This is a genomic window from Streptomyces drozdowiczii, from assembly GCF_026167665.1.
GTDB lineage: Bacteria > Actinomycetota > Actinomycetes > Streptomycetales > Streptomycetaceae > Streptomyces > Streptomyces drozdowiczii_A.
In genome coordinates, this window is sequence record NZ_CP098740.1 from 6583303 (window position 1) to 6597025 (window position 13723).

Here is a 13723-nt window from a genome sequence, read left to right on the forward strand (position 1 = left end):
ATCCGTGCCCCTGGGAGGTCCCAACAAGTGGGAGCAAAACACTCCCGAAGCTACAAGGGGGAAATATGCGAAACATCCGTACTCTCGCCACCGCCGGGGCCCTGACCACCCTCGTGGTGGGCGCGACGGCCGCCTTCGGCCCGACCGCGTCGGCCGCGCCCAACACCACCCCGCAGAAGGTCTGCGGCAGCGCGTACAAGACCGTCAACTCCGCCGCCGTGGGCTCCCTCGGCACGGTCTACCTGACGTACAACGCCTCGAACGGCAAGAACTGTGTGGTGACCATCCGGTCCACGCCCGGCGCCGCGAAGGACATGTCGGCGTACCTCTACGTCCCCGACACCGACGCGTCGGCGAGCGACTACGGGAGCTACACGTCGTACGCCGGTCCGGCCTACGTCTACGGCAAGGGCCACTGCGTCAGCTGGGGCGGCCACATCGCCAACGTGTACGTGTCCGTGGAGAACTCCAACTGCGCCTCGTTCAAGGAGCAGCGGAGCCTCCAGGTCCGCTGATCCGCGCCGCTCACCGGGCCCGCCTCCGCATCCCGGCGGGGGCGGGCCCGCCCAATTCCCCGCTTCACATGTGGCGGCCCTCCCGCATTCCGTACGCTGCCCGGGACGGACGGACTGCTGAGGGGGAGCCACATGTCGTTGCGCAAGGGTGCCAACACACCGGTCGCGAGTCCGGTCGTACGGGTGGAGCTCGGCTGGCGCACCGGACCCGGCGCACCCGATGTCGACGCGTCGGCGCTGCTGCTCACGGCGGGCGGGAGGGTCCGCTCGGACGACGACTTCGTCTTCTACAACCAGCCCGTCCACCCGCGCGGCGCCGTGCGCCACGAGGGCCGGCGGCAGGACGGAGCCGGGGTGGTCGAGACGGTCCAGGTGTCCCTCGCGTCGGTGGAGCAGGACATCGCGACCGTGGTCCTCGCGGCCTCCACGGACGGCACATTCGGCAGGGTGTCCGGCCTCTACATCCGGGTGCTGGACGCGGCGACCGGCGCCGAGACGGCCCGGTTCGACCCCGTGGACGCCACCACGGAGACCGCGTTCGTGCTCGGGGAGCTGTACCGGCGCAACGGCGCGTGGAAGTTCCGCGCCGTCGGCCAGGGTTACGCCTCCGGCCTGGCCGGGCTCGCCACCGACTTCGGCATCACCGTGGACGAGCCGGCGGCCCCCGCACCCCCGGCGCCGGTCATCGCGCCCGTTCCGCCGCAGGTACGGCTGACGAAGATCACGCTGACCAAGACCGCGCCCTCGGTCTCCCTCACCAAGCAGGGAGCGACCTCCGGCGCCATGCGCGTCAATCTCTCCTGGAGCGCCCGCACACCGCCGCGCGGCTGGATGAACAAGGGCCGCGACGCCGTCCGCCTCGAAGACGTCGACCTCGACCTCTCCTGCCTGTGGGAGCTGCGGAACGGGGCCAGCGGGATCGTCCACCCCATCAACAACCAGTTCGGCTCGTACCACGAGCCGCCCTACGTCCAGCTGGACCACGACGACCGGACCGGAGGCAGCGACGAGGGCGAGAACCTCACGATCAACCTCGACCACACCTCCGAGATCAAGCGCCTCCTGGTCTTCGTGGCCGTCTACTCCGGCGCGTCCAGCTTCGCCGGGCTGCACGGCGTGGCCACCCTCTACCCGCCCGCCGGACCGCCGATCGAGGTGCAACTGGACGAGTGCACCGTCCCCGCGCCCGTGGCGGCGATCGCCCTCATCGAGAACATCGACGGCGAACTCATCGTCCGGCGGGAGGCGAAGTACATCATCCTCCCGCCGGGCGTCTTCAAGCAGCAGGCCGTCGACCTCGCCTACGACTGGGGCCTGTCCTGGCAGTCGGCCAGCAAGGACTGACCGACTGCCGGGCCGTTGCTACCAGTACGTGACGGTGACCGGCGCGTGGACGTTGCGCCGCGGCAGGGTGATGTCCAGGGTCCTGGAGGCCGCGTTCCACTTGTACGCCTGAGCGGGCAGGTGGGCCCCGCTCGCGGTGACCTGCCGGGGCGCGTGGTCCGCCTTGACCGACAGGGTCCAGGTGCGGGCCTTCGGCTGGCCCCGGAAGGACCCCTTCGCCGGGGCGATGGACACCGTGTGGCGTCCGCCGGACTCCTGGTAGGAGATCTTCGTGGTGGCGCTCCGGGCCTTGCCCGCGGCGCCCCCGTCGTCCTCGTACAGGCTGAACGAACCGGAACCGCCCGGGGCGATCGTGAGCGTGAGGTCGTCCGCGCCGGACGCCCCGTCGTGGGCGACGTCATGCGTGCGGCTCGGGACGACCGCGCCCGCCCTGACGAACACCGGCATGGTGTCCAGCGTCGTCGTGACGTCCTGCGTGGTGCCGCCCTCGTACGTCCTGCCGGTGAAGTAGTCCGTCCACCGCCCCGGCGGGAACCACACCGACGTCTTCGCGGAGGCGCCGGGCGTGGTGACCGGGGCGACCAGCATGTCGGAGCCGTAGAAGTACTCGCTGCCGGCCGTCTCGTACGCCTGCCGCTCCTCCGGGTACTCCAGATACATCGGCCGGACGATCGGCACACCGGTCCGGTTGGCCTCCTCGGCGAGCGTGTAGGTGTAGGGCAGCAGCTTCTCCCGGAGGTTGAGGAACTTGCTCGCGGACGCCGACGCCTCGGGGCCGTACTGCCAGGGCAGCCGGTCGCTGTGGTTGCTGTGCAGCCGGTCCACGGGCTGGAAGGTGCCGAACTGCACCCAGCGCGCGTACAGGTCGTCGGGCAGCTTCGTCGTCGTGTGCGTGCCGCCGCCGTCGGTGTACGTCTCCGAGCCCTTCAGGCCCGTCGTGTCGTTGTGGCCGCCGATGTCGTGCGTGACGTTGGCCATCCCGGTCGCCGCCGACTCGGCCGGGGTGTACCCCACCTCGAACTTCAGCGTGCCCCAGGTGGACGACGTGTCACCGGTGAAGTGGACCGTGGTGCGCTTGTCGGCCCACGGGCCGGTGGGCACCGACTGCTGGCCGCTGTATCCGGCGGCCTGGAGCGAACCGTAGGCGCGCGAGAGGACGAACGGCCGGTCGAGGTGCCGGCCGGTGGTGTCCGCGTACTGCTGGTTGATCCACGCGTCCGGGGTCACACCGGGCAGCGACGACTGGGCCGAGTCGCAGCACCAGTCCAGCCACCAGAAGTCGTTGCCCTGCTCGTCCATGGTCCGGTGCAGATCCATGTACGCCTGCAACTGATCGGGGTCGCCGAAGTCGAAGACGTAGCAGTCGGGCCCTGCGCCACCGCCGCAACTCCCCTTCTCCAGCTTGCCCTTGGCGGTCTTCTGCGCCTGGGCGAACTGCGGGTCGGCGGCGAGGATGCTGGGGTGCACGTTGAGCGTGTTGTGCAGGCCCTGGGACTCCGACCAGTCGAAGAACCCCTTCGGATCGGGGAACTTGGCGGTGTCGATCTCCCAGCCGCTCCACGCGTTGACGGCCTTGTAGTCGGTGTCCGTCACCAGCACGTCCAGCGGCACGCCCTCGGAACGGAACTTCGGCAGGATCGTGTTGCGGTAGTCCGCGTCCGTGCGGTCGATGTACTCCGAGTACCAGACCCCGTACGCCCAGGAGGGCAGCAGCGCGGGCGGCCCGGTGAGGGTCGCCAGGTCGCCGAGGCCCTGTTTGTAGTCGTGGCCGTAGCCGAAGAGGTAGCCGTCCTGGTACGGGGCGCCGCCGTGCCCGGAGCGCTGGGTGACCTTGCGGGTGGCGGAGTCGTAGAGCGCGGACGGGGTGTCGTCCAGGAGGTACCAGCCGTCCTGGTTGAGCAGGCCGGGCGTGGTGACGGGGGCCGCGCCGTCGCCGGTGACGCCGTCGAGGCCGCGCCGGTAGCCGCCGAGGGCCAGGTGCGGCTGCGGGGCCGGATCGCCGGTCGCGGCGACGGACACGGTGTCCGCGTTCACATGGCAGCTCCCCGCGTCCGGGCAGGCGAGCGTCACGTCGTTGGCGCCCGCCTCCAGGTGGACGGGCAGGGTGGCCGTGGACCAGGTGTCCCAGTCGTCCGTCGCGGGGAACGACAGGGTGCCGGTGGCGCCGCCCGCCGACACGGCGGCGGTGCGCGTCTCGTGCCGGCCGTCGCCACCCGGGCCGTTGGCGTAGCGGACGCGCAGGCTGTACGTGCCGGCCGCGGGGACCTCCACCACATGCGTGGTCAGCGAGGAACCCCGGTTGAGTTCCGCGACGAAGCCGGTCCCGGCGAAGCCCGTGTGATCGGTGGCGGCGGCCGCCGAACCGATGACGCGCCCGGCCTCCGCCTCACAGCTGACCCCGAACCGGCAGTCGGCGATCGCCGTACTGGACACCGGCGGGAACGCCTCGCCCCCGCCCAGCAGCGCCACGCTGTCCACGTTCACGCTGCCGGAGTCCGCGGCGCCCCGGGTCAGGCCGACCGAGTGGTGCCCGGCACCCAGCCGGACATCGGTGTAGACGGTGTCCCAGGTGTCCCAGTCCGCCGTCGGCGGCAGCGTCACCCGCTGCTCGTCCCCGCCGTCCACCGACAGGGTGAGGGTGCGCGGCTCGCTCTTGCCGTCGCCGCCGCGCGCATTGGCGTACCGCACGGCGAACCGATAGGAGCCCGCCGCCTTGACATCGATGTCAGAGGACAGGGAAGCGCCGGTGCTCTCGAAGCCGGCGGCGAACCCGGACCCGGTGTAGCCGTCGTGGTCGGACGCCACGGAGACCCCGCCGGCCCGCAGGTTCTCCGCCTCGCACAGCGCACCGGGCGCGCAGGTGATGCGGTGCCAGGGGCTGGCGGTCACGGGGGAGTCGCCGGCGTTGAGCCGGACCGACAGGTTGCTCGCGTCGAACGGCCCGGAACCGACCTTGTACCGCAGCGTCACCGCGCTCGTCCTGAGGGTGAGCCAGCCGTCCGCCGTCTTCGCGGTGTACGCCGCCGGGGCGAACGAGCCGCGGCCGATGGCGTTGAACGTCGCCTCGTCGGTGAACGCCCCGTCACCCGCGTACTCGGTCCGGATCAGTGTGGGCGACAGGACCTGGAACCGGGCGTCGCCCGAGGTGACCGTCGGGACGCGGTGGCTGTGCGGACCGCCGGCCGCCGCCGGACCCGCAGTGCCCGTCACCGTCATGGCCGCGGCGGTCCCGAGGACGGCGGCTCCACCGATCCACCGCCGCAGCCCTCTGCGCCGCCTCGCGGATGGAGGTTTCATGTGCGACTCCGTTCTCACGCCGACCGGTCGGCCCGTCCGCACCGCACCGCTCGTTGTGCATCGTTGGAAAAGTGCAAGTGGCATGAGAGCACGCCCATGGCGCGGTGTCCATAAGGCGGGCGTCGGAGGTGAGTTGCCGCCGATGCGCGGGCCGCCCGGAATTCGGCTGTGGGGCGGGAGCGGTGCGTGCTTACATGGCCGCATGGTGTCCTCTGACCGTGTGCTGGCCTTCGCGGCCATGTCGTTCCTGCTGATCGTGATCCCCGGCCCCAGCGTGCTGTTCGTGATCGGACGCGCCCTCGCGCAGGGCCGCCGCGCGGCGCTGACCACGGTCGTGGGCAACACGCTGGGCGCGTACGTGCTCATCGTGGCCGTCGCGCTCGGTCTCGGGGCGGTCGTGGAGCGCTCCGTCCTCGTCTTCACCGCTCTGAAGCTGGCGGGTGCCGCCTACCTCGTGTACCTCGGGATCAAGGCGTGGCGTCAACGCGGCTCGTTGCAGGCGGTGTTCGACGCCGACGGGCAGGCGCGGGGGAGCCTGCGCACCCTGTGGGAGGGTTTCGCCGTGGGGGTGGCGAATCCGAAGACCATCGTGTTCTTCGCGGCCGTGCTGCCGCAGTTCGTGGACCGCGAGCACGGGCACGTCATGGTCCAGATGCTGGAACTCGGGCTGGTGTTCAACCTGATCGCGCTGACCTGCGACAGCGTCTGGGGGCTGGCGGCGGCGACGGGGCGCGACTGGTTCGCCCGCTCGCCCCGGCGGATGTCGCTGGTCGGAGGCGTCGGCGGGCTCACCATGATCGGGCTCGGCGTCACCGTCGCCGCCACGGGGCACAAGGACTGAGCCTGCCCGCGCCCCTCTACGCCGGGGGGTTGAGCTTGCGGAAGTACGTCCAACTGGTCTCGTTCGGCTCGCTCCACCGCTCCGGCGCGTGCGCGAACTCCGGGTGCCGGTCGGCGATGTAGGCGCGGGTGCGCTCGGGCACCTCCGCGTACGAGCCGAGCTTCCGGCCCCGGCAGTGGAACGCCAGGCCGCCCGGTGCCTGGCCCCGGGCCATCCACGGCAGCCACGGGGACATCCGTGTCCACGACATGGTGGCGGGCACGCTCGGCGCGTCACCGGCCAGGTCCGCCCGGTCGGCGAAGAACTGGAAGAGTTCGAGCGCCCGGTACGTGTCGCCGGACGAGTGCACGGGGTACTGCGCGACGGGCAGCGGGGACGGATAGGCCAGCGGGATCTCCAGGCTGAAGCACACCTGTGCGCCCAGCTCCGTCATGGGCACCGGGAAGGGCCGCCACTTCTGGTTGGCCGGGTCGTTCCAGACGTGCACCACCGGCAGGTCCTGCCAGGTCTCCAGGATCTCCCGGGTGAGCGGATCGAGGTAGAACGCGGCCTCGCGGGTGAGCAGTTGGAAGGCATCCGGCCCGGCTCCGGCGTCCTGGACGAGGCGGGCCACATTGACCCCCTCGAAGCCGAAGAGGCGCTGGTAGGGCTGGTCGGGAGCCCAGGAGTACACATCACCCGACCACCAGTACGTGACCTCCTCCCCGTCGAGGGAGGCCCGGGTGCGGGCGAGGAGGCGGAGCAGCTCAGCGGGTGTGGTCATACGCAGCACTCTGCGCGAGCGCCGTGCAGCCCGGGGGCGTAACACCGCTTCGGGGGTCCGAACGGCTGAAAACCGCCGCTCTCCGGGCCCCGGCGGCCACGGAGCACCCGTCGGCGGGTCGCGAAGACCGGTGAATCAGCCGATGGCGTGGGTACCCCGTGCCCGGCACCTTGTGCGGGCAGGCAACCCCATCCCCGCGTTCCCCTCAGGAGTGCCCCATGCCTCGTCGTTCACCTCGCCGGCTCCTCGGTGCCCTCGCGGCCGTCACGGTCGTGTTCGCCCTGTTCTCCCCGGCGTCCGCGGCCGGTGCCGCCGAGACGCCCGCCCCGGCCCGGGCGGCCGCGGTGCGGCCCCTGTCGACCGGCACCCCGGTCGTCTTCGTCCACGGCTACACCGGCAGCGCCTCCAACTGGACCACCGCCATGAGCGTCTTCCGCCTCAACGGCTGGTCGAGCGCGAACCTGTTCGCGTACGAGTACGACTCCTACGGCGACAACATCACCAACGCCCAGGGCCTGGCCGCCTTCGTCAGCAACGTGAAGTCCCGGACCGGGGCGAGCAAGGTCGCGATCGTCAACCACTCCATGGGCGGTCTGGTCAGCCAGTACTACCTGAAGGTGCTCGGCGGCAACACCAGCGTCAGTCACCTCGCGTCCATCGCCGGCGCCAACCACGGCACCACGGCCGCGGGCGCCTGCCTCATCTACACCACCTGCCGGCAGATGTACCCGGGCTCCTCGTTCATCTCGGAGATCACCTCCGGTGACGAGACCCCCGGCGACACGAAGTACGCCACCTGGTACTCGGCGTGCGACGGCGTCATCCTCCCGTACACCAGCACCCGCCTGAGCGGGGCGACGAACAACAACGTGCTCTGCCAGACCCATATCGGATACCTGGCCGACACGGTCGTCCTCGGCCAGGTCGCGCGGTTCATCGCCTCCTGACCCCGCCTGACCCGGAAGGGTCCGGTCCCTCGTGCGTTCCCGCCGGGGACCGGGCCCTTCCGCCGTCCGCTCAGGCCCGGCCGCGCCGGCGGCGCACCGCGGTGAAGCCCAGGGCGCCCGCCCCGGCCGCGACGAGGCCCGCCGCACCCGCCGCCGTCGCCGAGAGGCCACCGCTCCCGGTCTCGGCCAGCTGCGCGGTCATGCCGGACGAGGTGGAGGTGGTGCCGGTCCCCGTCGCGGCGGGGGAGGACGACGCGCCCGCGGTGGCGGAGGGGGAGGGGGACGGGGTGCCGGTGGTGGCCGCCGCCTTCTTCACGGTGACCGTGGCCCCCTTGCCGCAGCTCGTCGTGCCCCGGAAGGTGCCCGGCCCCTCGTTGACGATCGCGCACGGATTCAGGGTGGTCTTCCCGGCCGGCGTGTCCTTGCGGTAGGTCACACGGACCTGCGTGGATGTGCTGCCGTGTGCGGTGAGGGACACGTCCGGGCCGATGACGTTGAAGCCGTACACATCGGGTTCGGCGCTGTCGGTGATCGGCTTCAGCGTGGTCCACTTCCCCGAGCGCAGCACCTGGACGGAGGCGTCGCGGCTCGTCATGAGCACATCGCTCACGTTCTCGTACGCGGACGGCGTCGGGTTGTCGACCGTGGCGGTGAAGGTGACCCCCGGCCCGCCCGCCACGGCGGTGGCGGGAACCCCCGACAGGTGGGTGTCCAGCCCGTCGACCGCGACGTCGTCCACATCGGTGTCGGTGGCCGCACCCGAGGCACCGTAGGAGACCATCGTCGTCAGCTTCAGACGGTCGGTGCCGCCGTTGCTGGCGCCGTTGTGCGGCGTGCCCATGGGAAGCCCGAGCCGCAGCTGCACGGTCCGCGACTCACCGGCGGCCAGCGCGAACTGCTCGGGCAGCTCACCGCCGTACACGGTGCCTTCGACGATCTCCAGCGGCACGGACTTCCAGGCCGTCCCGTCGAGCCGGTACTCCAGGCTCAGGGCGTGCTCCGGCAGGCCGTTGCCGCCGTCGACGCGGTAGATGAGGCGCGCCGACGAGGTGTCGGTCGGGCCGGTGTTGGACACCGTGGTGGTGAAGGCGACCGGCAGACCGCCGAGGCCGATCTCCGCGGGCGCCTCCGTCCCCACGGAGAGCCCGGGGACGCCGGTGTCGGCCAGGGCGACCGGGGCCAGGGCGGCTCCGGTGAGGGTCAGCAGCAGGCCGGCGGCCGAGGCGACGGCGGACGAACGCAGGCTGCGCGCAACGGTGTTCAAGGTTCCCCCAGGGCATGTGGGCGGCGCGGCCGGTTGCCGCGTCCCGCCGACGACAGGTGGATCAGCCCGTCGTCTCACACAGTTGGACAGGCCACCCCGGCCCCGGGTTGTGACCCCGTGTGTCATGGTTCTGTGACAGCGTCGGCCGCCTCCCGCTCACTCGCGCAACCCGTAGAAGCGCATGGCCGAATTCGGGGTGAAGCCGATCCGGGGATACACCGGGGCGCCCGCCGCCGTCGCGTGCAGGGTGGCCCGGGTCAGCCCGGTGGCGCGGGCCCCCTCGTACAGCGCCTTGCGCGTCACCGCCTCCCCGTACCCCCGGCGCTCCCACGCCGGATCGGTGGCGACCAGCACGACGAAGAGCCGGCCCGCCGCCTCCACCGTCGCGGCACACGTCACCGGCACCCCCTCCCGCAACCCCAGATAGGCGTGCACCCCGCTCTTCCACAGCGCGGACCCCGCGAGCCCGTCGCGGCCCGCTTCCAGGGGGAAGCCGTACGCGCGCGAGTTGAGGTCCGCGTACGCCAACAGATGCTCGTCCTCGCTCACCCGTACGAACTCCAGCTCAGGGTGGGCCGGTTCGGGCAGCGGGAACAGGTCGCCCGCCATGCCCGTGCCGGGGAAGGCGTACGCAAGCCCTGCGCGCTCGGCCGCCGTGTCCAGCGAGGCGCGCGCCCCCGCGTCGAGCAGCCCCTCGAAGACCCAGAGGAAGCCGGGCCGGCTCTTCGCCCGCATGATCTCCGCCGCCTCGCCCAACCGCCGGGCGCTGAGCGCCGCGTCCGCGCCGACGTCGGTCAGGGTGACGCAGTTCCAGAACGCGAAACCGCAGTCGGCCCAGCGCACGGCGATCCCCGGCAGGTCCCGTACATCCGCGCCGGCGTCCCGGTCGAGCACCATGGTCCGCCAGCCCACGGTGAGTTGTTCCATCGATTCGACCGACTCCGCGAGATACGCCACCACAACTCCTGAAGGTTTCGAAGAACGGGCTTGCCATGGAGCGCACTTCAACGCCGAGCATGACGGACATGAACGCGAACACGAACCGCGCCGACGCGCACGCCACCCACCTCAACGACGCGAACCCCCGGATCGTTCTGGGCACCATGGGCTTCGGCACCCAGGTCGACCCCGACACCTCCTTCGCCATCCTGGACGCCTTCGTCGACGGCGGCGGCGACTGGCTCGACACCGCCAACTGCTACTCCTTCTGGGCCGATCCGAGCGGCGTCGGCGGCGCCAGCGAGCGGGTCATCGGCGCCTGGCTGGCGGCCCGTCCCGGCGCCCGCGACGCCGTACGCATCGCGACGAAGGTCCGGCAGAACCCGCTCGTCCCGCACTCCTGGCCCGAGAGCGCCGAAGGTCTCTCCGCCCGCGCCGTCCACGCGGGCATGGCGGAGAGCCTGGAACGCCTCGGCGTCGACCACGTCGACCTGCTCTGGGCCCACGCCGAGGACCGCACCGTCCCCTTGGAGGAGACGGTCGGGGCCTTCGGTGAACTGGTCACCAAGGGCGTGGCGTCGCGCGTCGGCGCCGCGAACCACACCGCCTGGCGCGTCGAACGCGCCCGGTCCCTCGCCCGCGAGCAGGGCGCGGAGCCGTGGACCGCCCTGCAACTGCGCCACTCCCTCGTCCAGCCGCGCCCGCTCACCCCGCTCGCGGAGGGCGGCCACCGCCACCTCACCCCCGAGGACCTGGACCTCGCCGAGGCGGAAGGGCTGGAGGTGTGGGCGTACAGCTCCCTGCTGTGGGGCTCCTACACGCGCCCGGAGAAGCCGTTTCCCGACACGTACGACCACCCCGGCACCGCCAGGGTGCTCGCGGTCCTGGACGAGGTCGCCGGTGAGGTCTCCGCGACGAAGAACCAGGTCGTCCTGGCGTGGCTGCTGCGCCAGGGCATCGCCCCGATCGTCGGCGTGAGCCGCGTACAGCACGTCGAGGAAGCACTCGCCGCCCGGGACGTCCGGCTCACCGGCGACCACCTGGCCCGCTTCGACGCGGCGCGCTAGCGGGGGCGTTCCTCGGGGACGCGGGGCCGGTCGGGAGCGCCGTCGCCCTCCGCCCCCAGCCCGTCCAGCAGCCGCAGCCCGTCCTCGGCGGGGCTGCCGGGCGCCGCCGACAGTACGATCATCTCCCGGCCCGGAGCGTCCGCCAGCGAGAAGTTCTCCTGGTGCAGCTCCAACAGGCCGACGAGCGGGTGCCGGTAGACCTTGCGCCCGTGCGTACGGGCGCGCACGTCCGCGCGGGCCCACAGCCGGCGGAAACGGTCGCTGCCCATCGACAGCTCCCCGATGAGCGAGGCCAGCCGCGCGTCGTCCGGATACTTGCCGGCGGCCAGCCGCAGGTGGCCGACCGCGTCCAGGGTGCACTGCTCCCACTCCGCGTAAAGGCCCCGCTCGGTCTCCTCCAGGAAGAGGTGCCGGGCGGTGTTCATCCCCGGCAGCGGCCGGCCGTACAGCAGCCGGGCCAGGCGGTTGCCCGCGAGGACGTCCATGCGGTGGTCCATGAGCAGCGCGGGCGCGTCGGTGACCAGGTCGAGCACGCGCAGCAGCTCCGGCCGCACCCGCCCGCCGGGCGTCTTCGCGCGCCGGCGCGGCTGCCGGGCGAGCCGGTCGAGGTGCTCGCGCTCGGTCTCGTCCAGGCCGAGGACGCGGGCGAGCGCGTCGAGGACCTGCTCCGACGGCTGGGTCGCCCGGCCCTGTTCGAGGCGCACGTAGTAGTCGACGCTCACCCCGGACAGGTGCGCGACCTCTTCGCGGCGCAGCCCGTCGACCCGGCGGCGGCTGTCGGCGGAGATGCCGGCCGAGGCCGGGTCGACCCGGGCGCGCCGGGTCCGCAGGAATCCCGCGAGATCGTCCATGCCCCCAGTATGGCCGCGCCCGGCCCGCGCGAGGGTGGCCCTGCCGGTACCAGGAAGCCCGGTCCGACGGAAGCGGCGCCCCTGAACAACGGGCGCCCCGGCGTCCAGGATCGAACCCATCCGATCCGAAGGAGTGCGATCCCCATGAAGACGCTCATCGTCCACGCCCACCCCGAGCCGAAGTCCCTCAACGGCTCGCTCAAGGACCTCGCCGTCTCGACCCTGGAGGCGGCCGGGCACGAGGTGCGGGTGAGCGACCTGTACACGATGAACTGGAAGACCACCGTCGACGCGGCGGACTACGGGCCCGACGCCTCGGACCCGCTCAAGCCGGCCCGCGACTCCGGCCGCGCCTTCGACGCCGGCACGCTCACCCCGGACGTGCGCGCCGAACAGGAGAAGCTGCTGTGGGCGGACACCGTCATCTTCCAGTTCCCCCTGTGGTGGTACACGATGCCGGCCATCCTCAAGGGCTGGGTGGACCGCGTGTTCACGTACCACTTCGCGTACGGCGTCGGCGAGCACAGTGACACCAAGTACGGCGAGCGCTACGGCGAGGGCACCCTCGCGGGCCGCCGGGCGATGCTCTCGGTGACCGTCGGCGGCCTGGAGTCCCACTACGCGCCCCGGGGCATCAATGGACCCATCGACGACCTGCTGTTCCCGATCCAGCACGGCATCCTCCACTACCCCGGGCTGGAGGTGCTTCCGCCGTTCGTCCTGTACGGCACCGACCGGATGACCGACACGGACTACCCGGAAGCGGCCAAGGCCTGGCAGGAGCGCCTGCTCACCCTGGAAACGACCGCCCCGGTCCCGTACCGCCGCCAGAACTTCGGCGACTACGAGATCCCGTCCCTGCACCTCAAGGAGGGCCTGGAGCCGGCGGGCCGCACGGGCTTCGGGCTGCACGTGGGGGAGTGACCGGCGCGGGAAGCCGTCGATTGCATTAATAAGCGTGTGCAAGTATTGTCGATGCAAGTAAGACGCGCTTGCATGCATGTGCGGTGAGCCGGCCCGGCCCGGCTCGCCGCACGGCGTACGACGAACACGCAAAGGACCACCCCCCATGACTTCCGTGCCCCACATCACGCTCAACAACGGCCTGCGCATGCCCCAGCTCGGCTTCGGCGTCTTCCAGGTCCCCGACGAGGAGACCGCCACCGCGGTCGGACACGCCCTGGAGGCCGGCTACCGCAGCATCGACACCGCCGCCGTCTACGGCAACGAACGCGGTGTCGGCCGGGCCATCGCCGACTCCGGCCTCCCGCGCGAGGAACTCTTCGTCACCACCAAGCTGTGGAACGCCGACCAGGGTTACGACCAGGCGCTCGCCGCCTTCGACGCCTCCCTGGACAAGCTCGGCCTGGACCAGGTGGACCTCTACCTCATCCACTGGCCCACCCCCGCCCGGGACCTGTACGTGGAGACGTACAAGGCGCTGGAGAAGATCCTCGCCGACGGCCGCGCCCGCGCGATCGGCGTCTCCAACTTCCAGGTCCCCCACCTGCGGCGGCTCATGGAGCACACGGGCACCGTCCCCGCCGTCAACCAGGTCGAGCTGCACCCCGGCTTCCAGCAGGCGGAGCTGCGGGCCTTCCACGCCGAGCACGGCATCGCGACCGAGGCGTGGAGCCCGCTGGCGCAGGGCGCGGTGCTGGAGGACGAGGCGGTCACGCGCATCGCTCAGGCCAACGGCGTAACGCCCGCCCAGGTCGTGCTGCGCTGGCACCTGCGGACGGGCAACATCGTGATCCCCAAGTCCGTCACGCCCGCCCGCATCCGGCAGAACCTCGACGTCTTCGGGTTCGACCTGACCGACGCCGACCTGGCCGCCCTCGCCGACCTCGACCGGGGACTGCGCACCGGCCCGGACCCCGACACCCTCAACTGAT

General features: G+C 71.8%; 12 protein-coding genes. 7 read left to right on the forward strand and 5 right to left on the reverse strand.

Annotation, left to right across the window (positions count from 1 at the left end; genetic code table 11):
• The first annotated feature begins 65 nt into the window (after positions 1–65).
• Together NEH16_RS29775 and NEH16_RS29780 are read left to right on the forward strand one after the other, a co-directional pair.
• On the forward strand, positions 66–515 hold the full coding sequence (locus NEH16_RS29775) for a spore-associated protein (protein WP_073969138.1): 450 nt from the start codon (positions 66–68) through the stop codon (positions 513–515).
• A gap of 132 nt (positions 516–647) precedes the next feature.
• A complete protein-coding gene (locus NEH16_RS29780; RefSeq protein WP_265546108.1) occupies positions 648–1859 on the forward strand; it encodes a TerD family protein in 1212 nt (403 codons plus the stop codon).
• 18 nt (positions 1860–1877) lie between these two features.
• Here the strand turns inward: NEH16_RS29780 and NEH16_RS29785 are convergent, their stop codons facing one another.
• Positions 1878–5075, reverse strand: a complete 3198-nt coding sequence (locus NEH16_RS29785; protein ID WP_265547427.1) for a TIM-barrel domain-containing protein — start codon at positions 5073–5075, stop codon at positions 1878–1880.
• A gap of 283 nt (positions 5076–5358) precedes the next feature.
• Here NEH16_RS29785 and NEH16_RS29790 point away from each other — a divergent pair, with 283 nt between their 5' ends.
• Positions 5359–5997: a LysE family translocator gene (locus NEH16_RS29790; protein WP_265546110.1), complete on the forward strand. Its 639-nt coding sequence runs from the start codon at positions 5359–5361 to the stop codon at positions 5995–5997.
• A gap of 16 nt (positions 5998–6013) precedes the next feature.
• Here the strand turns inward: NEH16_RS29790 and NEH16_RS29795 are convergent, their stop codons facing one another.
• A complete protein-coding gene (locus NEH16_RS29795) occupies positions 6014–6760 on the reverse strand; it encodes a DUF1838 family protein (RefSeq protein ID WP_265546111.1) in 747 nt (248 codons plus the stop codon).
• 218 nt (positions 6761–6978) lie between these two features.
• Here NEH16_RS29795 and NEH16_RS29800 point away from each other — a divergent pair, with 218 nt between their 5' ends.
• A complete protein-coding gene (locus NEH16_RS29800) occupies positions 6979–7707 on the forward strand; it encodes an esterase/lipase family protein (protein WP_265546112.1) in 729 nt (242 codons plus the stop codon).
• A 70-nt stretch (positions 7708–7777) separates the two neighbouring features.
• Here NEH16_RS29800 and NEH16_RS29805 read toward each other — a convergent pair whose 3' ends face one another.
• Positions 7778–8971, reverse strand: a complete 1194-nt coding sequence (locus tag NEH16_RS29805; protein WP_265546113.1) for a hypothetical protein — start codon at positions 8969–8971, stop codon at positions 7778–7780.
• A gap of 156 nt (positions 8972–9127) precedes the next feature.
• The gene (locus NEH16_RS29810; RefSeq protein ID WP_265546114.1) at positions 9128–9928 is read right to left on the reverse strand and encodes a GNAT family N-acetyltransferase; all 801 of its coding nucleotides are present in this window, start codon (positions 9926–9928) and stop codon (positions 9128–9130) included.
• Positions 9929–9996: 68 nt separating this feature from the next.
• Here NEH16_RS29810 and NEH16_RS29815 point away from each other — a divergent pair, with 68 nt between their 5' ends.
• Positions 9997–10977 (forward strand): aldo/keto reductase, encoded by a 981-nt coding sequence (locus NEH16_RS29815; RefSeq protein ID WP_374215590.1) that lies wholly within the window; start codon positions 9997–9999, stop codon positions 10975–10977.
• On the opposite strand, the gene NEH16_RS29820 is transcribed toward NEH16_RS29815, so the two are convergent.
• Positions 10974–11828: a helix-turn-helix transcriptional regulator gene (locus NEH16_RS29820; protein ID WP_265546117.1), complete on the reverse strand. Its 855-nt coding sequence runs from the start codon at positions 11826–11828 to the stop codon at positions 10974–10976. The two genes, NEH16_RS29815 and NEH16_RS29820, sit on opposite strands and share 4 nt — an antisense overlap.
• Before the next feature lie 144 nt (positions 11829–11972).
• Here NEH16_RS29820 and NEH16_RS29825 point away from each other — a divergent pair, with 144 nt between their 5' ends.
• A complete protein-coding gene (locus tag NEH16_RS29825; RefSeq protein WP_265546119.1) occupies positions 11973–12752 on the forward strand; it encodes an NAD(P)H-dependent oxidoreductase in 780 nt (259 codons plus the stop codon).
• Positions 12753–12897: 145 nt separating this feature from the next.
• Positions 12898–13722 (forward strand): aldo/keto reductase, encoded by an 825-nt coding sequence (locus NEH16_RS29830; protein WP_265546121.1) that lies wholly within the window; start codon positions 12898–12900, stop codon positions 13720–13722.
• Position 13723 lies beyond the last annotated feature (1 nt).

Coding starts and splice junctions, on each gene's coding strand:
- NEH16_RS29775 (WP_073969138.1), top strand. CDS start 66: ATGCGAAACATCCGTACTCTCGCCACCGCCGGGGCCCTGACCACCCTC.
- NEH16_RS29780 (WP_265546108.1), top strand. CDS start 648: ATGTCGTTGCGCAAGGGTGCCAACACACCGGTCGCGAGTCCGGTCGTA.
- NEH16_RS29785 (WP_265547427.1), bottom strand. CDS start 5,075: ATGACGGTGACGGGCACTGCGGGTCCGGCGGCGGCCGGCGGTCCGCAC.
- NEH16_RS29790 (WP_265546110.1), top strand. CDS start 5,359: ATGGTGTCCTCTGACCGTGTGCTGGCCTTCGCGGCCATGTCGTTCCTG.
- NEH16_RS29795 (WP_265546111.1), bottom strand. CDS start 6,760: ATGACCACACCCGCTGAGCTGCTCCGCCTCCTCGCCCGCACCCGGGCC.
- NEH16_RS29800 (WP_265546112.1), top strand. CDS start 6,979: ATGCCTCGTCGTTCACCTCGCCGGCTCCTCGGTGCCCTCGCGGCCGTC.
- NEH16_RS29815 (WP_374215590.1), top strand. CDS start 9,997: ATGAACGCGAACACGAACCGCGCCGACGCGCACGCCACCCACCTCAAC.
- NEH16_RS29820 (WP_265546117.1), bottom strand. CDS start 11,828: ATGGACGATCTCGCGGGATTCCTGCGGACCCGGCGCGCCCGGGTCGAC.
- NEH16_RS29825 (WP_265546119.1), top strand. CDS start 11,973: ATGAAGACGCTCATCGTCCACGCCCACCCCGAGCCGAAGTCCCTCAAC.
- NEH16_RS29830 (WP_265546121.1), top strand. CDS start 12,898: ATGACTTCCGTGCCCCACATCACGCTCAACAACGGCCTGCGCATGCCC.